This is a genomic window from Mucilaginibacter sp. cycad4 (assembly GCF_034263275.1).
Lineage (GTDB): Bacteria > Bacteroidota > Bacteroidia > Sphingobacteriales > Sphingobacteriaceae > Mucilaginibacter.
The window spans coordinates 5,836,182-5,858,846 of sequence record NZ_CP139559.1 but is presented as its reverse complement, the minus strand read 5'-3'; the positions used below and the strand labels follow the sequence as shown (position 1 = coordinate 5,858,846).

General features: G+C 38.6%; 22 protein-coding genes. 9 read left to right on the top strand and 13 right to left on the bottom strand.

Annotation, left to right across the window (positions count from 1 at the left end; translation table 11 throughout):
* Positions 1–346 precede the first annotated feature (346 nt).
* The 3 genes from SNE26_RS24035 to SNE26_RS24025 all read right to left on the bottom strand — a co-directional run bounded on the left by SNE26_RS24035 (position 347) and on the right by SNE26_RS24025 (position 3,329).
* Complete coding sequence (locus tag SNE26_RS24035; RefSeq protein ID WP_321556398.1) at positions 347–1,192, bottom strand: RteC domain-containing protein; 846 nt, start codon at positions 1,190–1,192, stop codon at positions 347–349.
* A gap of 110 nt (positions 1,193–1,302) precedes the next feature.
* On the bottom strand, positions 1,303–2,661 hold the full coding sequence (locus tag SNE26_RS24030) for a cysteine peptidase family C39 domain-containing protein (RefSeq protein WP_321556397.1): 1,359 nt from the start codon (positions 2,659–2,661) through the stop codon (positions 1,303–1,305).
* A 26-nt stretch (positions 2,662–2,687) separates the two neighbouring features.
* Positions 2,688–3,329, bottom strand: coding sequence for a hypothetical protein (locus SNE26_RS24025; protein WP_321556396.1), 642 nt, complete (start codon positions 3,327–3,329; stop codon positions 2,688–2,690).
* A gap of 74 nt (positions 3,330–3,403) precedes the next feature.
* Between SNE26_RS24025 and SNE26_RS24020 the strand changes: the two genes are divergently transcribed.
* Entirely contained in the window at positions 3,404–4,066 is a 663-nt protein-coding gene (locus SNE26_RS24020; protein WP_321556395.1) for a rhomboid family intramembrane serine protease, read from the top strand.
* Between the two features lie 19 nt (positions 4,067–4,085).
* Here the strand turns inward: SNE26_RS24020 and SNE26_RS24015 are convergent, their stop codons facing one another.
* A complete protein-coding gene (locus SNE26_RS24015; RefSeq protein ID WP_321556394.1) occupies positions 4,086–4,226 on the bottom strand; it encodes a hypothetical protein in 141 nt (46 codons plus the stop codon).
* Positions 4,227–4,389: 163 nt separating this feature from the next.
* On the opposite strand from SNE26_RS24015, the gene SNE26_RS24010 reads away from it, so the two are divergent.
* From SNE26_RS24010 to SNE26_RS23995, 5 genes are all read left to right on the top strand, one after another.
* Positions 4,390–4,728, top strand: a complete 339-nt coding sequence (locus SNE26_RS24010; RefSeq protein ID WP_321556393.1) for a helix-turn-helix transcriptional regulator — start codon at positions 4,390–4,392, stop codon at positions 4,726–4,728.
* A gap of 89 nt (positions 4,729–4,817) precedes the next feature.
* Positions 4,818–5,033, top strand: coding sequence for a DeoR family transcriptional regulator (locus tag SNE26_RS29575; protein WP_373695606.1), 216 nt, complete (start codon positions 4,818–4,820; stop codon positions 5,031–5,033).
* A gap of 85 nt (positions 5,034–5,118) precedes the next feature.
* Positions 5,119–7,764 carry a lanthionine synthetase LanC family protein gene (locus SNE26_RS24005; protein ID WP_321556392.1) on the top strand — a complete coding sequence of 882 codons (2,646 nt, stop codon included), beginning with the start codon at positions 5,119–5,121 and terminating at the stop codon, positions 7,762–7,764.
* Between the two features lies 1 nt (position 7,765).
* Complete coding sequence (locus SNE26_RS24000; protein WP_321556391.1) at positions 7,766–8,206, top strand: MauE/DoxX family redox-associated membrane protein; 441 nt, start codon at positions 7,766–7,768, stop codon at positions 8,204–8,206.
* Positions 8,207–8,285: 79 nt separating this feature from the next.
* A complete protein-coding gene (locus SNE26_RS23995; RefSeq protein ID WP_321556390.1) occupies positions 8,286–8,573 on the top strand; it encodes a DUF6520 family protein in 288 nt (95 codons plus the stop codon).
* Between the two features lie 43 nt (positions 8,574–8,616).
* Here SNE26_RS23995 and SNE26_RS23990 read toward each other — a convergent pair whose 3' ends face one another.
* The 4 genes from SNE26_RS23990 to SNE26_RS23975 all read right to left on the bottom strand — a co-directional run bounded on the left by SNE26_RS23990 (position 8,617) and on the right by SNE26_RS23975 (position 15,163).
* Positions 8,617–10,047 carry a TlpA disulfide reductase family protein gene (locus tag SNE26_RS23990; protein ID WP_321556389.1) on the bottom strand — a complete coding sequence of 477 codons (1,431 nt, stop codon included), beginning with the start codon at positions 10,045–10,047 and terminating at the stop codon, positions 8,617–8,619.
* Between the two features lie 10 nt (positions 10,048–10,057).
* Entirely contained in the window at positions 10,058–11,452 is a 1,395-nt protein-coding gene (locus SNE26_RS23985; RefSeq protein ID WP_321556388.1) for a RagB/SusD family nutrient uptake outer membrane protein, read from the bottom strand.
* Between the two features lie 2 nt (positions 11,453–11,454).
* Entirely contained in the window at positions 11,455–14,685 is a 3,231-nt protein-coding gene (locus SNE26_RS23980; protein ID WP_321556387.1) for a SusC/RagA family TonB-linked outer membrane protein, read from the bottom strand.
* Between the two features lie 202 nt (positions 14,686–14,887).
* A complete protein-coding gene (locus SNE26_RS23975) occupies positions 14,888–15,163 on the bottom strand; it encodes a hypothetical protein (RefSeq protein ID WP_321556386.1) in 276 nt (91 codons plus the stop codon).
* 269 nt (positions 15,164–15,432) lie between these two features.
* Between SNE26_RS23975 and SNE26_RS23970 the strand changes: the two genes are divergently transcribed.
* The gene (locus SNE26_RS23970; protein ID WP_321556385.1) at positions 15,433–15,705 is read left to right on the top strand and encodes a helix-turn-helix transcriptional regulator; all 273 of its coding nucleotides are present in this window, start codon (positions 15,433–15,435) and stop codon (positions 15,703–15,705) included.
* Here the strand turns inward: SNE26_RS23970 and SNE26_RS23965 are convergent.
* Together SNE26_RS23965 and SNE26_RS23960 are read right to left on the bottom strand one after the other, a co-directional pair.
* Positions 15,702–16,274, bottom strand: a complete 573-nt coding sequence (locus tag SNE26_RS23965) for a hypothetical protein (RefSeq protein WP_321556384.1) — start codon at positions 16,272–16,274, stop codon at positions 15,702–15,704. The genes SNE26_RS23970 and SNE26_RS23965 overlap by 4 nt on opposite strands.
* 68 nt (positions 16,275–16,342) lie before the next feature.
* On the bottom strand, positions 16,343–16,507 hold the full coding sequence (locus SNE26_RS23960) for a hypothetical protein (RefSeq protein WP_321556383.1): 165 nt from the start codon (positions 16,505–16,507) through the stop codon (positions 16,343–16,345).
* A gap of 143 nt (positions 16,508–16,650) precedes the next feature.
* On the opposite strand from SNE26_RS23960, the gene SNE26_RS23955 reads away from it, so the two are divergent.
* Positions 16,651–16,875 carry a helix-turn-helix transcriptional regulator gene (locus SNE26_RS23955; RefSeq protein ID WP_321556382.1) on the top strand — a complete coding sequence of 75 codons (225 nt, stop codon included), beginning with the start codon at positions 16,651–16,653 and terminating at the stop codon, positions 16,873–16,875.
* A gap of 154 nt (positions 16,876–17,029) precedes the next feature.
* Here the strand turns inward: SNE26_RS23955 and SNE26_RS23950 are convergent, their stop codons facing one another.
* Positions 17,030–17,494 carry a hypothetical protein gene (locus SNE26_RS23950; protein ID WP_321556381.1) on the bottom strand — a complete coding sequence of 155 codons (465 nt, stop codon included), beginning with the start codon at positions 17,492–17,494 and terminating at the stop codon, positions 17,030–17,032.
* 8 nt (positions 17,495–17,502) lie between these two features.
* Positions 17,503–20,403, bottom strand: coding sequence for a TrlF family AAA-like ATPase (locus SNE26_RS23945; protein ID WP_321556380.1), 2,901 nt, complete (start codon positions 20,401–20,403; stop codon positions 17,503–17,505).
* A 162-nt stretch (positions 20,404–20,565) separates the two neighbouring features.
* On the opposite strand from SNE26_RS23945, the gene SNE26_RS23940 reads away from it, so the two are divergent.
* Positions 20,566–21,105: a hypothetical protein gene (locus SNE26_RS23940; RefSeq protein WP_321556379.1), complete on the top strand. Its 540-nt coding sequence runs from the start codon at positions 20,566–20,568 to the stop codon at positions 21,103–21,105.
* 34 nt (positions 21,106–21,139) lie between these two features.
* Here SNE26_RS23940 and SNE26_RS23935 read toward each other — a convergent pair whose 3' ends face one another.
* Positions 21,140–22,447, bottom strand: a complete 1,308-nt coding sequence (locus SNE26_RS23935) for a DUF6602 domain-containing protein (protein WP_321556378.1) — start codon at positions 22,445–22,447, stop codon at positions 21,140–21,142.
* Positions 22,448–22,665: the final 218 nt, after the last annotated feature.

Sequence of the window (22,665 nt, the reverse complement as noted above, 5' to 3'; positions counted from 1 at the left end):
TTCACCTGCTATTGTGGCTATCCGGCAGCGTTGCTGAGTGTCAACAGGATCAAAATTGGGGCTTATAAAAACAGGTACTTCGGTAGCTTTCCGGTACTACCGAGAGATTTTTTTGAGGGGACAAATCGTAATCATTCCGGGGAATGTATAGCAGATTGTAGCTATTTTGGGAGATCACGCGCGAAGGAAATAAATGACTTATTTTCTTCAGTAGTTTTACGGTAGTACTGACAAATAAATATTAGACGATAAATACTGTAAAAATACCCAAATACAAAAGGCGGGTTTCCCCGCCTTGAAAATGTATGTAAAAAAACAATGTTGACTACTGTTCAAAAAACGAATATCAGGAGTTATCGGAATCTATTTTCCTAAGGATTTCCTGTTTCATCCGGTCAAGAAATCGGGTAAAGCTCAAACGTTTTCGTCCTTCAATTTCCGTGAATTTCTTTTGAATATTGCCGATGTTGATTTTTAAACTCCTTTCGAGCCAGCGAACAATTTGGTTAAGGCTCGCGTTGCCATTATTGATCTGTCCTGTAAGATGAATGCCATAAGCAAGCTCAACGACATTCGTAATATCCCCTGTCCATTTAATCTCCGGAAATCCGTCACTTTGAAAATTTTCCGCGAAACCAGGTACCCAATGCCGCGTTTTAGCAATTTGCTGCAAAATGAAATGTTGAATTCTTTCATTGGCAATGAACTGGGCAAAAAGACAACTCATTGGTGTACATCTGTAACCAATGTGATAGGGAACTTCCGGCAATGGAATCGTAAGAGGTCCCGTGTAGTTAGTAAAATATATTTTATCCAATTCCACAAAATTGTTTTTAAAATATTGGTAGTGAAAATTGTTCATCCTGAAAAAACTTTGCATAACTTTTAACTCGTCCTCATAGTACTTAACGATGTTCTCAACAGTGTGTATAGGCTCGTTGATCAGAATATTATATCGTATCCCTTCCTCAATCGGATGAGACAGTATTTCCGGGTTGATAAATTTATAAAATTGTATTTCATCTTCTTCGCTATCAAATTCCTGTTCTTTCAATGTTTCTTTTATGGTATTGATAGCTTTTGCGGCGATATGATTTGTGGCGCTCAGGCGTTCCAGAGGTGGGAGTTTTTCATCAAGATCCGAAAGTTGTTCCAGCAGATCACCCTTTAGCTTTTTAAAGATTTCATTCATAGTTACTGATGTTTTTTAGTAGTGAATATGTGTTACCGGTTAATAAATAGACATGACAATAGACTGCTTGTCGAGTGGCAAACCTGAAAAGAGCTAATAAAGAAGATTGATTATTGATTTTGCAGTTGCACCGCGCCTTCAATTCCTTCAGCTACTTGCTGGGCGGAACTGTATATTTTGGGAATCAGAGCGACAATCAGGTAAGCCTCGATAACCACCAGCATAAATGAATTGTAATCCAGCTCACCTTTATTCAACTGCCGTGCTGCAAGCGCAAAGACGATCACAACAGCCAATGTTCCTGTACATTCATACAAGAGATGTAATTTCGAAATCTTTACAGCCAGTTTCCTGGCTACGTCGAGGTTTTTACAGTGCAGGTTTTTAAATGAAGTAAAATCCAGATCGACTTTTTGGATTTGTTTAATAAGCGATCGCTCGCTGGCACCAGATAATTGTTGTAGGCGGCTTTGGTTGTAGGACGATTCTGGAAACGATTTAAATATATGGATGCCCAAGATTAGGAGTAACGCACTAAGGACTAATCCAGCAAACGGCAAAAGATAAAAGACGCCGGATAGCAATAGCAGTAAGATGCTGCCATCTGAAACAATAACACCCAAAAATGCGGAAACTGAATTTTGTATTTTCTGAATGCTGACCAACCAAATTCTAGCTAAAAATTCTGCTCGGCCACCAAGATTGGTAGAATTGCTATTTAAATGACTTGCCAGTGATTGCGAAAGTTTTTCGTTGACGCTTAAATTAATATTAATCAGTATATACTGCCGCAAAAAGGTAAACACACTCTTAAAGACGCTGATGATGAGTAACAGTACGGTAAGGCTATTTAAGATATTTCCTTTTAATAGTTCCGAGTTGCTGAGCCCACGCTGTAACAGCCATGTTAAAGTAATGCCAAACGCAGCGATGGAAACGCTCAGGAATGGCAGAACTATCAACATTCCAACCGGATAAAATCTGGTATCAATTAAAACTCTCGACGGCGAAATTCCAAAGTTTTTTAAATCGGGGGAAAGCCCGTCAAACCACAAAGTGGCCCTGGTTTGCCATTTCTTTTCGAGATCGCGCTCGGCTATGAAATGAACTTGAGTAGCTGGGTCTGCTACCAGGTATTTGAAGTGGTTCCCTTTTTTACTACTCCCGTAGCATACTTCGAAATGATCAAGGCCCATCTCATTAACGGTATGCAGGATGCAGGGCGTTGTTATACTTCTCAAAAATCCGATATCCAGTTCCACACACCTTGCAATGAGCCCACATTCAAGCGCTGTGTTCTTCAGGTCCAACAGGGAAAATGCCCCGGCGGTCAGGGAGTTAGCTTTAAGGGATTTGGCCAGCTCTCGTTTTTCTGCATAGTTCAGGATCATGGCCAAGCAGGCAAGGCCGCAATCATCTTCATGAGTTTGTCGGACAAAAGTCTTTTTGATGGTACTGATTTTTAGCATACAGGTAGATTAAGTTAACAAATAGTTTAGGCGTTTCCCGGTGAAAGAACAACCGTGCAGAATGATACAAATACAATCCAGACAAATAGTGCTGGTACATAGCTACAAACAACGATCCGGAGCGATTTGTCGTAGTTAAGCTGGGTAACCCGTTGGACGCCACGTGCCAGAATGAACCAATAAATAATCTCAAAAGCGTTTAAAGTTTGAAGCGGATAATACCAATCGGCGGGAATGGCGTCGAAAAAAGATAACGCGGAGAAGATATATACCCGGTGCCAGTCAGCAAGTGTGCCACTCGGATAATAATATTTGAACCAAATTATTTTGATTGCTGCCGGAATCAGAAAGATCAATTCCGAACGCAGGGTTATAAGGAATGTTTTAGAAAATGAGGTTTGCTGGTTTGACAGATAAAGTCCTGTATAGATGACAAGTGCAATTAGTCCAATCTTAAATGTGCTGTAAATGCAACTGGATAGATATAGATATTTTTGAAGGTTATTATATATTTCCTGCTCTTGACCTGGTATCCCGGATAAGAACTCATTTGAGTTTTCAAAGAAATTTATTGTCAGGATGTAATGGTTGGTGATACTAATCAACAAAAGGGATAACCCCAAATAGACGCTCAAACTGATAGCAATGGATGTTTTTGTCGAAATCATTACCTAAAGATTTTAGGTAAAATTCTACGATCTGCGGGCCAAGTACAATAACCACAGCTTCTAAATTATAAGTTATGGTTATAGAAAAATATAATATGTTTAATATGAGTTTTGCGACTTTAGTCAGGTTTTTATCGAACTTCCCGGTTTGCCTTGTGTTAGGAACAGCTATTCTGGTTATCAGCTTGGCTGGGTTTCATAACCGGGGATATGTTTTTCGGCTATTCCTGCATCCCGTAAGTATTATCCGGGATAGACAGTATTATCGTTTGTTTACATCGGATCTCGTTCATCATAACTTGTTCCATTTGATCTTAAATGAGGCCATGCTTTTCACTTATGGAGGTAATCTGGAAACACATTTAAACAGAAAGCTTTCGTTTGGAAGCATCAGGTTTTCTGCGATATACATTTTTAGCTGTCTTTTCGCTTCAGTCTTCGCGACAATTAGGAACCGCAGAGATTTTGGTTATTCAAGCGCAGGAGCTTCCGGAAGTATAATGGGGTGTTTATTTGGATTTACAATTCTTCAACCAGGCATGGTTGCTTTTGCTTTGCCCGTGGTAGGCAATGTCACTAACCTTTATTTTAGTTTGATCGTGATCATAGGGGTTGTGGTTTATAGACAGCGACGCAATAATGAGTTGCTTAATCATGACTTGCATTTTTTCGGAGCTTTAGGCGGTCTCGTTGGCACACTCATTTTTTGCCCGGGGATCATTAAATGGCCGGGATGACTCCCGGCCATTTTGGGGTTTACCAGATTCCCAGGCAACCCGGACCTGTCGCTGCACCGATAGCGCCGATAATGGCCCCGGCTCCGCCAAACAATCCACCAACAACAGCGGATGACACGACCTGGTAGGCGCAGGAACCGAGGGCGACTCCGCCTTTCAATTGGTCCGCAGCCTCATCAGAAAGCTCTTTCATAAGACAATAAATAATGTTTCTTCTCACTATTAAGAATTGCCTTAAAGGTCACTTTGCTTAATTTCTGAAGCTAAAACGTTAACTTGTAAAATATTACTTTTGCTTATAGGATTATTAAATACTTATCACTATGGATACGACAGGAAATAAAATACGCGTGCAAAGACAACTGAAAAACTACAGCCAGGAGTATATGGCATTCATGCTGGAAATTTCGCAGCCTGCTTATTCCAAAATTGAGAGAGGTGAAACAGATTTAAGTTTAAGACGGGTATATGAAATTGCAGAAATATTAGAGATCGATCCATTTAAATTAATGCCCCCTTCCAAGTACGGCCTGGGCATCAATTTTCTGAAAATGAAACAATCCTTTTATAAACTGCGGAAGTTTATAACGCAAAGATTTAATCAAAAACGTATTGAAGCCGAAACTTTGAATAATATTCACAGTGACAAATCAAACAACTAAAACTACTAAATTATAATATTGATTTATAGATAATTGCTAAGAGAAGTCTCAAATTTATTTTTGAAAGTTGAGAATTGGCAGTTACACCTATGGATTATATTTCTTACCAGAAACGACTGGATTATTTATTGGAACTTATCCAAAAAAATCGTTTTTTATCTATTGAATCTACAGCTAAACGTTTCGATTGCAGCACCAGAACTATCAAAAGAATGATCAATAACCTACGTGATCAGGGAAATGTCATTCAATACGATCGTCAACAAAAAAAGTATTTTGTAATCATAGAAGAAAAAAATAACTGATAAAAAAATTAATAATAAATATTTAAGTGACATTTTCTGTCACTGATGCCAGGCTAACTTTATTCCATGCTTAACACATCACCGCATGGAAGAATCAACATTAGCTCATGGAAAATTCAAATTACTTAAAGAACAGGTCACCGTTTATCCGGACTTACCTGAGCTTAAGGAATACAGTCGGTGCCTTGAAATCAGGCACATCAACTATGAAGTTAAGACTCCGCATCTTTTGATAAGGAAAGTGTGTGTAACTCAAGGTCAATGGAGGATTCATGTATCAGTGATCAAACAGGACATGCCTGAATTTCTGGCTGTCATTCTTGATTACTTGATTGCATCAAATTGTGCCTTCTCCATCCCTCAAAGCGACTACCATCACAATATGATTTTAGATGGAAGCATGGGAATAGATGAAATCGGCAAAATTGTTACTGTTTGGCCAAAGGATCCGGTTCAAGCCTTGACAATCGCACAGTACCTGATCCAAAATACGTCAAAGTTTAACGGTCCGACAATCCCAACTGCTATTCATTTGCTTAACTGTGTCTATACGTCCTTTGATGAGCAATGGGTGGGCAATCCAGTTAAGCGGAGTTACGGGCAAAAAAATGACTGGCCTTTTAAAGAGATAATTGCTTTTAAGGCGCTTAAAAATAGCAAATGGATCAGTAAAAGATATTTCAAGTTCTCCATTTTAAAAAAAGACGCAAAGGGCAATGTATATAAGGCATTTGACTTTCGAAAACTGACTGATATACAATGGTGCGTCATCAAACAAGGTAAAAAATATCAATGTGTCGATCATGCTGGCAGAGACGTAAGGGACCGGTTGGAATGGCAATTCAGAGTTCAGTCTGAATTAGCAAATCATGTTTCCGTCCCAAACGCAATCGACCTGATTTTTACGGATGATGACGCATTTCTTATTATGCAGTTTATTGAGGGCGAGTCCTATCATAATTATATTAGTTCTATCCAGCAAGGAATTATCTGGCACGATCTGGGCGATTGCCTTCAGGACAGGTTAATTGCTTTAGCGCTACAGGTTACTGATGTTATCGCGGTTATGCACAAATTCGGATATGTTCATCGGGACCTCAATCCGGTTAATTTTATTGTCACTCCGGAAGAAAAAGTATTCGCCATCGATCTTGAGCTCAGCTATAATTGCATTGATCACGAACCGGATCCATTTTTCACACTTGGAACGCCTGGTTATATGTCACCTCAACAAAGGAATGGAAAGCAGCCAGGTTTCGAAGACGACATATACGGTTTAGGAGCAATCCTGACCAGAACGCTAACTGGCTTATCTCCAATTAAATTTAATTTGGATGACCCTGAAAAACTTTTTCAAAGCATCAATCACTTTGTTCGAAATGAACGATTATCGGCTTTTATAAGTTCTTGTTTGGATACTAATCCTGAGAGACGGCCTGACTTGTCTTCGGTTAAACGCGAGTTAGAGTTTTACAGATCACTGATTCTGATCAATAAACAAAAAGATGCCTTACCCGAAGATGTGGTCGCTAAAGATGAGATTTTGCGACTTACAACACGTCTTGCAATCGACAGTTTATTCAAGCCTCCTCTATTGACAGGGCAAAGCTGGCTTTCAAAAAAAAGCATCGACTTACGAAGCCTGGCAAATAATTATAAAGGATATTATGCTTATCCCGACTTGTATCTCGGAGCGTCAGGAATAATTTATGTTTTGACGTTGGCAGAAGAGGTTGGTTACGACCTCTCTAAAATGAAATCACTTGTCACAAGGATTTATGAGCTGACAGACCATGAATATAAATTACAAGCTGACAACCAAAATATTGGTCTGTACCGGGGAATATCCGGATTCAATGTGATCACCGCCTATCTCGGAAAAAAAGCAGTAATCCCATTAAATGACGAATTATTAAATCTCATGGCGAAACGGTTTTCAATTGAGGGCCAAGGTTTGAGTTTATCGGACGGTCTCGTGGGGCAGGCATTTGCCATCATGAAATGTTCAGCTATAATCGGTCTGGCTAGTTTGCCATCAAAGGTTGCCGATATCGTTCAAGTGGTTTTAAAATCACAGGAACGGGACGGATCCTGGAAGATGGATGCTTCAGAAAGAAATCAGCCCCGAAGGAAAATGATGGGCTTTTTAAATGGCGTCTCCGGTATATGTTATTTTTTAATGATTTATGCTTTTCAACAGAATGACCCAAAAGCCAAAGATGCAGCACAACGTGGGCTTAATTGGCTTTTAAAGTCGCGGCAGAAACATAATAATATATATAATTGGCCAGTCAGCTGCGGGGGCAAAGATTTTAATCCCTGGTTTGAGTCAGGTTTTACCGGTGTCGCATTTTTATTTATCAGGGCTTTTCAACTATTTAAAGACCCAGCGTTTAAGGAAGCCGCTTGTAGCTCTTTAATGGCACACCCTTTTGAAATTACGAGCAATTATATTAGTCAAGGCACTGGGCTTGCCGGGCTTGGCGAGGTTTATCTTGAAGCTTACCGGGTGTTTCACGATGCGTACTGGCTAAAAAGAGCTGAAAAGATCGCTGACTATTTTCTGCAAATTGGCCGCTCAACTGATGATGGCACCTTGTTCTGGTTAGATGGCAATGAGGAAAATCCTGAAGCCGCCTTTATGACCGGAAATGCCGGGATAATTCATTTTCTATTGCGTTACCAGTATCCTGATAAAATTCCATTTCCATTACTAACCTTATCAAATTAAGATGAAAAAGCAATTTATTATAGATGCAGCCGTGCTGTTGTTATTGACCATGTTTTTATACGCGAGTTTCAGTAAACTTTTCGATTTTGCAGGTTTCCAAAGGGCTATGCATAAACAGCCTTTCCCTGCCTGGATTTCATCCTTATTGGTCTATTTCGTTCCAGCTGTCGAAATTGGTATATGTGTTCTCTTGCTTAGGGAAAGAACCCGAAAAACCGGTTTATGGGCTGCGGCTTTACTTATGCTTTTATTTACGGCCTATATCGCTGCTATCTTGTTGGGGTTCTTTAAAAAAATACCCTGTTCCTGCGGAGGCATAATCAACCGTTTGGGTTGGGGACAGCACCTTATATTCAATATCGCATTTTTGTTATTTGCAACAGCAGGTTTATTTCTACAATACAAGACTAAAGAAGGCATCAATAACCGAAAGCCTTTTTAAAAATATTTCACGCGCGAAATCAGGTTAAAGCTGGTCCTGTAGTAAAACCGGTATTCTTTTAATTTTTAAATACAATATCATGAAAAAGATCAAGATGGGCCTTATGGCCTTAACTGCAGTGAGCAGTATCGGCAGCGCATTTGCATTTAGCCCGGCCGCGAAGCCTAACGCATTAACTTATTATGCAGTTAGCACAGAAAATCCCGCTCAGCCAAACTCATTCTTTTGGACCACCACACAACCAGCCAGTAAGGATTGTACTGCCGGTTCTGTAGGGATTTGTACAATCGTTACAAACACCGCTCCAACCAATAACGTTGTGCCCTCAAATCATGCTTCAGAGTCTGATAAAGGGTTGTATCGTTAATTTTAAGAGGTTACCACCGATATAGGTGGTAACCTTTTTACTTTTAATCTTTCAAGACTCGCGTAAGTTTATTTATAAAATCCTCTCCGTTGTCCACACGCAAATCATTGAAATTCGGTGTAAGATGCCCTCGTTTGTCTATAATAAACATGGTCGGAAAAGATTGAATATTTAATTCCTGAATCATTGGATCGGCACTTCCTTTGCCAGAAGTATAAAAATTTGTACTTAGCGGTGAACTGTATCGATGGGAAGCGACCGATTCCAGCCATCGTTTTTTGAGTTTATCAATGGCGATCGAAAGAAACACCACATCTTTATTGTTTTTATAATTTTCTTCAATTCTGGCAAGAATCGGAGCCATTCGTGCACAGTTGCCGCAGCCAGTATACCAAAAGTCGAATACGATAACTTTTCCCAAATAACTGTTCAGATTCACTTTTTTACCATTTTGATCAGTGAGTACATAGCTAATGACATTCGCATCGTAGTACACACGCTTCAGATTAATTAAAAAGCTTCGATAGAACGGGTCTTTAGTTACCGAGATTAATCGCTTGATATATGACTCAAGATTATCTTTGGACTTGCTTTCCTGATAAACAAGGAGATATAAAGAAAGCCGAACTGCCAACTTCCCGGAATATTTCTGGTTAATATAATCGAGATATTTTGATTCACTAAATGGCTTTTGCGTAAAAAAACAAGAATCTATTGAATACTTATTATAAACATAAAAGGGAAATGCAGTTGATCTGAATTGCATTTCGGGGCTATCAGATTGGACCTTCGGAAAAAGCTCTACCCTGATTTCATGTTTTTCGTATATTTTTCTAAAAGCAACTATTGAATCAGGGGGAAGAGTACTGGCTTTTTTTAAAAGAATCGCATTTTTTTGACCTTGAACGCCATAAACTATGTTGGATTCCCATAAGTCATAAAGGTCTTTACTAAACACAGATTTATTTTTTGACAGAAAGTCTAAAGATTTTATAATGCTTGAATCTACTGCAGTCAGGTATTTATCCAAATTGCCGGTATTCAAGCGTTTTTTAAGAATATGAGTGAAGCTTTGACTAAGTTCTCGCAGGTTTTGTTCCTTGCTATATTGATTTGCATTCTTACCATAAAAATTGTATTTACCATTGTTTTCTACAAAACCCAAGGACTTTCCCTTCTCCAGGTAAATGCCTAAACCAGGCAAACTGGCACTCTTCGGAAAAATTTCGATAAGTGATATCGCCGCTTTGGTGGTAAAACTGAATTGTAATTTATTATTTACCAGAGCTACATTAAAAACTTCATACAAATGAGGAGATGGTGGTAGTTCAGGGTGTTTGTTGATTTTTATAGAAACGGTATCGTTTTTCTTGAGAGAATTGAAGATGCCATCGATTTTAATGGACTGCATCTGGGCATTGGCTGTATTTGAGAACAGGAATGACAGGATAACATAGAGAATTATATTTTTCATCTTTTTAAATTTATCGAGGGTTTTGAATAATACCTTCAAGTGATATTTCATTGTCGGGAATCGGCATCGCGTAACGGGGATCATTAGGCGGTAAGGTGTAAGTGTCGTTTCCAATGACTCGAGTCAACGTTATTGCATACTTGGGATCTTTGTTCAATCGCCGTAGATCAGTCCACCGGAGCCCTCTGAAAAGCAATTCTTTTCGGCGTTCCAATAGAATTTTGTCTATGGCTTCGTCCTGTGTTTCTGCGGTGACAGGAATAAAAGTATTGGGTTTCCAGCGTTTAATTAATAAAGTATTAAGCGTTGACATCGCATTTGTTAAGTCGTTGGTTCTTGCCAGGCATTCAGCTTTTATGAGGTATACTTCGTCGGTAGCAAGACCGCTATATTTTAAGCTGCGGATATCATAAGAGCCGACAAATCGAGGGTATTGTGTTTGGTTGCTCAATACTGTAAAAAACTTGGTTCTTCGCAGGTCATTTACATCATAAAGGGCAATAAAAGCGGGAGGGACATAATTAAATGTCCTGGAAAAGATCGAATAGTTGTTCAATGTGCTATGGTAAATATCCTCGTCCAAATACGTTTTACTGAGACCGGTTGTACTTGGCGTGGTCAGGCCATTGTAGTTAGTTAAGGCGCTGTTTTTGCTTAAACAAGCGTTGGCATAGGTTAACGCATCGGCGTAATTACCGAGGGCAAGTTCAATACGGGCCATCAGGGCATTTGCTGCAGGCTGTGAAGGCTGCGTTTTAACTTTGGGAACGACAGGAAGCAGCGGTATTGCTTGTTGTATGTCAGTGATAATTTGTTTATAGCATTCCGCTAAACTCGACCGCTTTGGTCTGAGGTTAAGATCTGAATTCAGTCTGATAGGAACCCCAGGAATGTTGCCTGCGTTTGAAGCATCATAAGGAAGTGCGAATGTTTGTACTAAATTATAATAGGAATAACCTCGATAAAACAAGGCAGCCCCTCTAACTTGATCAGCTAATCCCTTTTGTCCTGATATATCAATCTTCGGTAACGCCTCCAGTATTATATTGGAGTAGTAAATTATTGCATAGGGGTTGTCCCAATCAGGTATCTGTGTGAATGTGGCATCATAAAGGGTCTTCTGCCAGGTATAGGTATTTCGCTCAAGGTTTAGTGATAAGTTGGGATAAATAATGTCAGCTACATTGAAATCATCGGATGATATCTCTCCTAAAGCCGGATCAGCTCCGCGGTTGAAAACCGTTTCATTATTTAAAAGATTGACCAAATCAGTAAGGTTTGACGGGACTGCCAAATTTTGGTTAGGCTTTGTGCTTAAGAAATTGTCTTCCTTTTTACAGCTGCCAAGCAATGTGAGGAAGGCAGAAAGGACAACTGTGCATTTGATATAAACTAATGGTTTCATAATTAGAAGCTGGTGTTAAATCCGAAAGAAATGGTAAGTGGTGCCGGTAATGATCCTGTAAACAGATCAGGATCGAGATGGTCCTTATTTGCCCTCCAGAGTATGCCCACATTATTCAGGTAAGCAAAAAGGTTCAGGTGGTTTATCTTAAACTTACTTGTCCTGCTAAATTTCATATCGTAGGAAAGCCGGATATCCTGAAGCCTCAGGTGATCGCCCTTATCAACCAGTGCCTGGGAATAATCATAGAAAGTTTCCCGGTCGGTGTTTGCTGGAGGGAGTTGTATTGATGGAACCGAAGTTTGATTTTCGTCGCCTGGCTTTTGCCATCGCCTGGCATAATCAGCGTCCCACCCGCCATAAACAATACCCGCATAAGATATCGAGGTAGACGTACGCCTGAAATAATAATTTAGCTTGAAAATGATGTTAGCTGAAAGTGACCAGCTCTTGTACCTGAAATTGTTTCGGAGTGAACCAAAAGTAGTCGGTCGTGATGGCCCGTTATAGTATAGATCAGAAACGGTAGTTTTGCCAATAATGTTGGTGTAATCGGTGCTTGCCTGACCTTCAACATAGCCCTGCGGATCGCCTGTGTCGTGTGTTAATGGACCTGACTTAAAACTGTAAATTCCAAAAGACGGCGAACCGTTGATTGGCGTGATCGATTCTGCGCCCGCCCTCAGGTAATCTATAGTAGTATATTCACCTGAATAGTTCCTTACCTTGTCGATAACGTAGCTTAAAAGGAAGTTGGTAGACCAGGTAAAATCCGGGAGGCTAATATTCTGGGAGTTCAGGACCAGTTCAAATCCGTGCCCGGCTGTACTTGCAGTGTTGCCAAAGAAACTCGTAACGCCGGTTGACGGAGGAAGCGGAGACGGGCCAAACAAGTCGGTGCTTCGTTTGAGGAAATAATCGAAAGTGCCGGAAATAATATTATTTTTCGATGAAAAATCAACTCCAAGATTGATCATACGATCTTTTTCCCAACGCAACTCCGGGTTGCCGGGATTCGCGATCTCATTGTAGGGAAGTCCGTTGAAATACGAATTGCTGAGCTGTAATAATGTGGTAACTGCAGTAGCCGACTTGTTGATATTGGCATTATAACCGTAAGTCGTTCTGATCTTAAGATCAGGTAGCCAGTTGAGGTGATAAAATAGTTCTTTGCTTATATCCCATGCCAGCCCCGTAGAAAATAACGGAACAGCTTTATCGTTCGTTGCTACCCCGAACAGATTCGATTTATCAATCCGGCCACTTAATGATATGATATATCTCCGTTTATAGCCATACGAAGCGTTGCCAAAGTAAGATATGAAATGGTCGGTTGTTTTCGAAAAATTCTGGTTATTCGGTATTTGGGCAGTTCCCAGATCGGGATTTAAATTATAAAGGTCTGCGAAATCAATCTTAGACGTATTCGATTCGGTATCCTTGTTATAACCGTAAGCGGTTGAAGAATTACTTTTATTTATGGTGCTGTTCAATTCAGCCCCAACTATAGCCGTTATTTCATGGTCATTATGGAATAAATTGTTGTAGTTCAATTGCGCCCGCGCCTGGTACGCGTTCAGAAACGCATCAGATTTTTGCAAGATGCCACCAACGGGAATTGGGTAAGTAGTTGTTCCGTTCGGGTTAATTTGCGAATACTCATTAATCAGGTTCCTTGCATAATAGCTATCAGAACTGTAATAAATTGAATTCTGCGAATTAGCGTTTTCGAATTGATATTTTACGTCTGCGCTAAGGCCTTTAATTATTTTGTAATTGGCACCAAAGTTCAATAAGTTGTCCCTGGAAGAAATTGCGTTATCAGAAAGGCGTTGCTCGTCAAGAGGAACATAATTCCAGTTCAGGTAACCGGCCTGCTGGGCGGAGGCGATAAAATCGGAATTGTAGTTTTTTGTTGTTGAAACCGGATTTCCGTTAGCATCTTCGAATTGGGTGTAGGGATAAATATGATTGCCCATGTTGCCCCTCACGCCAATATTGTTTAGCTGGCTATTGCTGTGTTGATTCGAAATGGTGTATTTGGAACCAACACTGATCGTAAGGTTCTTTGTAGGATAAAAATTAAAGCTCGAATTGAGGGTAAACCTGTTATTTGTGTTTCCGGTTAAATTAGGGTTAAGGTGATCTTCGCCAACAGAAACATAATAGTCGTTCTTAAGACCGCCACCCCTGATATTTAAATTGTATTGCTGGTTAACAGACCTTTTGTAAAAATATTTACCCAGTCCATCCCTCGAATCGACAGTTCTTAGGCCGTTTACGAACGAATTTGCCACATCGTTGCTGATTTCACCTGAACGCTGTTTGGCAAGGATTTGCACTACCGGTGAAATAACCTGGGAAGGGTCGCTGATCTGGGAGTCGAAGTAGCCTTGATCAAAGAGCAGTTTTTCAATGTCTATATAGTCGCTTGAATTCAAAAAATTGGGATCGTAGTGTAGGTCAGGCTTTTTTGAAAAAGTAGCGTTCGCGTTTATTTCAATTCTTAATTTCTGGTTTTCTTTACCTTTTTTGGTGGTAAGCACAATCACGCCATTACCGGAGCGTACACCCCAGATCGAAGCAGCCGCCGCATCTTTCAACACAGTGATGTTCTCAATGTCGTTTGGATTGATGTTGTTTAAATCACCCTGATAAGGGAATCCATCGATAACAATCAAAGGTTGATCATTGGATAGCAACGTGCTATGTCCGCGGATGTTAATATCAGCTGTGCCGTTGGCGTTAACTGCGGTGTTTCGGTTAAACAGTAACCCAGGAACAACACCTTCCAGTTTACTTAGGATATCCGGGCCGGTTCTTCTGTTAAGCAGTTCATTATTAACTACCGCGAAGGATCCTGTTGCCCTGTCCTTTGAAATGGTCTGATAACCTGTCGATACAACGCCAACTTCTTTAATATTATTAATATTGAATCTAAGCTTAATGATTATACTGTCTTTAGAGCTGTAGAATTCAATTTCATCCGGATTGTAGCCAGTGTAGCTAACCGAGAGTTTTCCTGTTGCATTTGGGGATGAGATTGCGAAAGCGCCGTTTTTATCGGTGTGGAACAACTGGGCTGTAGATTTGATCCTGATCGTTGCACCTGGTAGCGGAGCATTGGTGGTGGAGTCGATAACCCGTCCTTTAATAAGGTAGTTAGTTTGCGAGTGCGCTTGGAAAATATGGCAAAGCGCGGCCATTACCATAAATATTATAGTTTTTTTCATAAGGGATTTGTCAGATTTTTCCTGCAAATCGATATGATTAAAGGCCTTCATGCCTGATTTGCAGGCTTTGTTACGAGAAAATGGAGGGAATTAAAAGAGAGCGGCAATCGGACTAACTAATTAACTGATCTTAATACCGATTGCCGTCTCGCGTCATTATTCGGGAGGGGATATTAAAAGCAGCCAGGAATGTACGGGGAGTTTATTCATGCCGTTCTCCTTTCTGCTTGTTTGAGTTGATTGATTGATGTTCCAGGTAGGCCGCGGCGACAAAATCGCCCAACTGGTCGAAGAATTGGGCTACTTCCTCATCGGAAATTTCCGCATTGATCTTACAGTCCTTAATGGCCCAACATTGAAAAAACTTCCAAAACATAAACCTCGCCGACTCCGGCGAATGTTTGGCAAAGAAGCTCTCCATTACCTTTTTAAAAGGTAATCCCGGATAAGGTTGAATGTTATGATAAACCGCTTCCATGCAATCTTTGATTTTGCAAGTCGGTCCTACAGAAAAACCATAGGCGTGGACTCAACTTATCGACTTAAGGCACGTGAGAAGAGCCCACCCAACGATAAGCGAGCCCACACCTATGGTATAGGATATGGGCCGTCACTTACGTCTCGGAGGGTTGAAATTTCTCACGTTTCTAAGTCGAGACAAAGCGAATGCTTCAGTTTAATTCAAGAAGTATCGCAAAACAAATATAATAATCTTTTTGAATTGCGGAAGAATATTACCGCATTTTGATGAAAATATTAATTCATTTTGAGTCTGATATTTACAGCAAAGCATTGAAAAGTAATTACGACCACTTGAAAGAAGGTTTTGGAACAAATTTGAAAAAGATCCGAAATGCTAAAAAGCTTTCGCTAAGAGCGCTTGCGGCTAAATGTGATCTTGACGATAGTCAAATCTCAAAAATTGAGAATGCTACATGGGATGTTCAACTATCGACAATTTTTGAACTTGCAAAGGGTTTGGAAGTCGAACCAAAGGAATTACTAGACTTTAAAATTTAAGGTTTAATTGGATAGTCGTAATTGACTTTCAGCTTCTGGTAATCGTAAGCATTATCCTTATCAATCTCCGCTAGTTCATTATATAATTTATTTGCTTTTTCTTTATAAGTGTTGAACAAAACCCGGCGCTCATTTATTTGTTTTACAGTAAATTTATAAGATTCATCTCCACCAAACCGGTAAGCCAAATCCTTGTAAACCTGGGCCCGTAAAACTTTTAGTTTAAAATCCTGCATCTTTAAAGAAATAGCTTTATCAATCAAATTGGCCGCGCGCTGTAAATTTTCCAAAGCGCCTTTTTCGGTCGGTGCCGGCTTCGCTAATTGTTCATTAAAACAATCTAAGAGAAGCGCCCGATAAAATAAACTGGTAGTATCATTCGGATTAGCTTCAAGTTGCTTTTTGAGGCTATCGGTTATTAGCGCGTATTTTTCCTGCTTTGGGATTAGACTGCCGTCATTGATCATTACTTTACCGCTAATTATCCTGGTTGGTATTTGACAGAGAGCCAGCTCTCCGTAAACTATCAATAAGGAAATTATTGCAATAGACTTAAGGACGATTTTCATAGGTTATTTTTAAAAACTAATATACAAAAGGCTAAAATTGATTTACCTCATAAAATTATAACCCTGAGTTATAAAGCATGAATAATTTGCAGTTTAATACCTAAATAAATCAGCGCCCATAACACAATCAGCGCAATAGCAAAATACCATTGTTTGCCTTTTTTGGCTTGGGAGTAAGCCATTGGAGCTTCAGCTGATTGACGGACTTCCCATTGTCGTTTTAATTTTGACATCTTCTTAATTCATAATTGGTGGCATAATACTAAGCATAATAGCGGTATTTACACTCACATTCAGGCAAATATACTAAGTGGTGGGATACTCTCCACCACTTTTGAAGTAAAAAACGACAATTTTCGCTGTACTAATCAGAACGATGCTAAGCGAACAACATAAGGAAACTCTTATTAAATTTGGAAAACATCTCCAAGCGCTTCGCAAAAAACAAAACCTATCTCTGCGGAAACTCGCACTTAATTGCAACATCGATCACGCTGACATTAAAAAGTATGAGAACGGTGAATATAATCTTACTCTAATATCTCTTACTGAATTGGCGAAGGGGCTGAATGTGCCCCTTAAGGAACTGATGGATTACTAAGTATTTTGCCGGTACTCACCTTGCCAAGGTCAGATGAAAAAACACACCGTATCCGGCACAAAACAAGCGCGTGCAAGTACGTGAGCAGGTGCCACAAGGTACTTTTCACAGCGGAAGTAATGTCAAATAGCTGCTTTGAATTAAGTCAATACACCTAAAAATAGTCAAGCAGCGTGGTCAAAAATGAATTTGCAATCTCGAAATTTTCGTTTTGTTGATCAATGAGTTGTATATCCTTAATTCCATGAAATAAATTATTACGGTATCTATAAACTATAATGACTAATGCCAATATAACTTGGTTTGGCTTTGCCACTCCGCCTAAAAGTACATCGTTTACCAGCTGTTGTCTATCATTTGCCCGGAAGTTTAAATGAGCAAAGCGATGATTTACATTTCCGTTTTCGGTGTAACGGCTCTTGAAATAGTCAAGGTGTGTTTGAAACTTAGCTATATCAATTTTTTTAACTGATATTTCATTTTCCGCGCGGTCAATCGTAAAGTTGTTATTGCAAACATATCGCTCAAAAATATTCCAGATTAACGAAAAGTCTTTTATACTCTCAATCTCTGCTTCCTTAAAATTGGTGCCGAATCGATTATTTATCCAATTGATCATATAGATTGTTAATTTTTAAAGCCATATTTTCTTTCACGATATTGAAATGCTACTTCACCACCTTCAAGAATATCACAAACATGTTCACGAATACCCATTTGGTTTAGTATACCATCTTGGTTAGAGTCTTTAAAAGTGTTTTCAAGCGAACCGGAAGCGTACTCAAATTGATATTTTTCGTTAGTCTTACCTTTATCTTGTCCGTTCTGATTCGCAATAATAACCTGTTCAGCGTCAGTAGATACTACCAGGTTTGCATTATGGGTGACTAAAATAATTTGTCTTTTAATCTTTTTTTCCTTTATAAAAGCATTAAGATCATTGTAAATAGTCCTATTGTCAAGATTATCTTCTGGTTGATCTATTAGGATTGGATGTTCAGCATTACTTAAATGTAATATGATTTGCATCAAAACAAGCCCTCTCTTACCTGGCGACATTTGCAGAATATCATCGCCATTGTAAAGAATATTGTATTTAAACTTAAAGTTGTCCTTAAGCAGTTGAGAAATTGCTTGCTTCGGGCCGAATCCTGCTTTGAACTTTATATTGTTTTTCTCATGAAACCACACCTTTTCATAAATAGCCTTTAGGTTTGACTGATGCGTGCCTTCTTCGTAAACATATTCATTACTGGCATTAAAACTGTTTCCAAAGATTACGTTAAAATTAGACCGTCCATCGAGCAAGCTACAAAAGCCATTTTGAAATGAAGGTAAGTCGATTTCCAAATTTACATCAAGCTTTAAATCCGTTCCGATCTTGGCTAATTCTGGCTTCTTAATTTCATTTAAAATTTCCTGATAAGATTTAAATACATTATCCGAATTATTTAAAATTTGTTCTTTCTTCAACTTTCCTGCATCAGCAATTTTTTGCATTTGCTTTGCTTTTTCATCCAGTGACTTGATCTTATTCTGATCTTGCTCCATTCGTTGATTCAAAGTCTTCAGCTGCTCTTGGCTTTTTATTTTTGTATTAAATGGTTCAAATTCCTTTTCGATGCCTGCCAATGCTTCAACTTTTCTATTGATAATCTTTCGTATGTCCGCTTTTATTGATACATATTTTGCTTCAATTAATTTAAAAGCATCTTCACTCGTTTTTTTGTCCAATTCTTTGTTGGTTGAAACAAATTTTGTAGCAGATATATCTCCATCAAAATCTGCTTCATTAATTGCGAAGTTGTCAATCGTGTCGTTAGCATCAGTTTTAAGTTGCACAATCGTCTCAAGATAATCGTCGACTGTTCCGAGATAATTATTTAGCCGTTCAAGATTATTACCTGATATTTGTTTCCTCTTTACCAGACGTTCATATTGCTTCACCTCGATGTCTGAAAAACCTGATTTACTTTTAAGATCTGAAATGTCCTTTTGTATCGAAGCAATATTTGAAGTAATAGCTGTTTTGTCCCCTATAGCTTTATGCTCCTTGTGGGCTTGCTGATAATTTTCCTTTATGATAAAAATTTCATTTATATCATTGGCAATTTCTAAGTTTAGATTTTGGATGATTTCAGTTTTATCCTCATAAAAGGTCTTGAAATTGGGGTTCTGTAGTAATATGCTTTCTATCAATTCACCTAATTTCTTTTCGCCTTTTTGTTCTGCCAGATGGTTGATATACATCTGCGGAACGTAGGTAATTTGCCGCGTTCTTGTGTCTGGATCTGCTGACAGCAGGTCTATATGGCCATCTTTCCAATGAACCTCAAAATCAAAATCAGAAAGCCTTGACTTCAAATCGTATTCTTTCTCACCAACAATGCCTAACTTCTCTTTTACCTGAACAGGATCGACAGTTTTAGCAGTATGAAATAACAGTAAAGATTTACCTGATGATTTTCCACCGATAATTACGTTCAAATTAGGGTTGAGTTCAATAACATCATTACCAAAAAAATCATCTTTTACGCCAACAAATCTCACTTTATCTAAAACATTATAATCCGTTTTAGTGTCAGGTCGTATGTCCCGGATGATTATACGAGTATCCGGCTCATGTACAATTTGCTTGAGGCCATTAAATGTTGGATCTGCTTTAATCCAGGTGAAACACTTACCAATTCTATCTTTAATAGAGATGTTAGTGGAATTATAATGAGCATCACTACAATCAAGCAGAAGATTATTAACCAATTGTTCTGTTAGCTTTTTCTTTGCATTATGGCAAGCTTCAACAGTCTCCGAGGATATAAATACGAGATCAACCTTGTTTATTACGTCTTTCTTTTCAGCTATACTTTGGTCACTCCATGAAAGGCTTTCCCATTCTGTTTTTCCTATGGCAGTTAATGATTTGCCTTTTAGATAAGTATTTTCTTTAAGTACCTTGAAAATATCTTCCTCATCCAAGTTTAAATTGTTAAAGCCCTCCTGCAAATCGCTGCCGTACTTTGCTAATTGCTCAGGAGATACACTTTGTTTTATTGCGGCGCCTAAATCTTCTAGACTTTCCTTAGTTACAACACCGTTCCATCGTATTCCATTGATACCAGGAGTAAGGTGGTATTTAGAGGTTAAGCTGTTTAGAAACTGGCTTTCAATTATTTCAGGAGTCAGTTCGTCTGAAAATATTACATGAAAATTTATTCTTTTAAAATCTTTATGCCCGGCAAACTTTTTCACCCGAAATTCGACGACTGGTAATATAGTCTGAATGTTTTTTAACCGGCCAGCTCGACGATATTCCAAGATTTTTTTGTAGCCATCAATAAATAGATAATCATTAATACCTATCACCTGAAATTCTTCGGGGAGATCTTCTAAGTCTTTGATGAAATTTTCCCACTTTTCATCAATAGTAGTTCCGGTAAAACCTTCGACGAGAGAATATGGTGTGTGGACGTGTAAATCCCATTTTCTCCATTCTGACCCTTTTGGAAATTTTCTATTGTTAGCGCTCATTGATAAGGTTTATAGAATGCCTTTCTACAGGCTATTCAAATATTTAACATTAATGATACTTATAAAAGTATAAAAAAACAATAACCTTAAATAATGCTTTACAGAAGTTAGGATGTTTGTATCTTGTATTAGATAACTTCGGCTACACTACAATCTTTTACGATGCGAATTGAAGATTTTGATCCAGACTGTTTTGAACCAAATTACGAGGAACGAACTTACCCGGTGAGAGGTAAAATTATTGCTCATTTTGCAATGTTTGAGAAAGACATTGAGGCGTTGCTTGCGGCCGAATTTGCAGGAGATGGTGTTGACAGGCGGAAAATGCAAAACATTGTGTTTGACAGAATGACTTTTGAAGCTAAAAGAACTTCTGTAAAAACTATCCTCTTGAACCGCGCAATAGATGAAGGTTTTGAACCTTCGAAGAAAAAAGGTCATCCATATAAGAAACTAATGGATGAACTGACTTATTTAAACTCGATTAGAAATCAATTTGCTCATTACCCTACGACACAAGCCACAAACAATCTTGAATATAGTTATGCAATCGGGCTAATGGAATACCGGGATAGTCCAAACTACAAGTGGTTTACGGTTGAGGAAATTGATTCCATTATCAAAAGGATTCAATCGGCTAAAGAAGAAATTTTAAATCTTACTAAGCCGAAGCTAAAAACAAATAGTGCCTTGTCAAAGTAAGTTTGATGAATTAAAATTATTGGCTTAATTTCTATCAGGTATTATCTGGTTTTGGTGTCCCTTTCATTTTTTCGAGCCATCGACTGAACCTGCCAGAGCGGTCATCTGCGGCGAAAAACCCATTTCCTTCTATGTGCATGGTTTTGCATTCAGTGGTCGCTAAGGACACTTGACCTATTGTATCTACAACAATTAAATGAGAATTTACCAGGTGTTTTAAAAAACTATCACTAACAAAATTTTCATCGTCTTTCCCGAAGATACTTTTGATCTCTCGATTATTTATACTACCGATATTAATCAAGTACATTATCAAAGCATATTCCTGAAAACTTAACTTTACCGGTTCCCAATCTTTGATCACGATTTCTTGCTCAAGTCGTTCTTTGCTGGTGGAAACGTATTCAATGTTCCATGCTTGTATGCCATCAACATTTACCATATTAGCAAGAAAAAGAGTGTTTAGACCATCAATTTCCAAATCTTCCCCAAAGATATCAGATGTGATATTAAACCTATAAGTAAGACGTGTCCAGATGACTTCTAAGAGGTGAACCATTGGTTTTTTAGGATGTGAAAAGTAAAAAGCCCACTGTCCATCGATCATAGGTCCAACATAAGGTTGTGCATTTCCTTTTATTAAACTAATCCCTTCATTAATAATTAAGTTTGGAAAAATCAATGGCGAATAACCGTGTTTCATCTCATCTACCGTCGAAAGGTTGTCTGAAACAAAATCGTAAACTCCCTGCCTCAGTCCATGTTCGGTTTTATAACCCTCATAGCTTATTACGATTCTAATTGGCATAGCTGCCTCCAATGCCAGCATATGAAATACTTGTTCTTCCGTTTTGTCGGCAAAATCTGTCCTCAACTTTTGCCTATCAACAATATCTTTATTACAAATTTGAAGAAACGAATTTCGCCAAAGGTGTTGAGTATATGTGGGACACTGATCCCATTCTGAAATGTCGTAAACGTCTTTTAGGTTTTCATAAGCACTTGATAATTGCTGTTTGTTTAAGGTTTTTTTTACTTGAATAACGGCGATTACTTGATCGGGAGAAACTTTATATCTCCGCGTCCGTCCAATTCGCTTAGCTTCACCTTCAATCAACATCACATCCATTTCCTTGGAGTATACACCCACAGGGTTTTCAATAAACGATCCCGTTACAACATTTAAATTAAGTCCATCAAAAAAGCTCCTTTGGATTATTTCGGCCGTTAGCTCCTCATACATATCGCCTATGGTAACGCGATGCGGAATATCTTCTTTTGATAGCATTTCTCTCTCGGCTTTCACGAGTGCTTCTAAAAGCTCCGCAATATTATTAATCATGTGAAAATTGATTTAAGTTAGGTTGATTTTTAGATTCAATAACCGAGCAATTCAATCAAGTTCTTACCAAATTTCAATAGGATGGTAAATTCCAAGGTTAATTGATTTATAAAATTACAACATGTAATTTTATTTTTTTGTCTATAAATCTCCCTTATTATCCGCAAATTTTTGAAAAGTTTTGCAACGGGCTCCCACTTCGCCTCAAAGTGCATAAA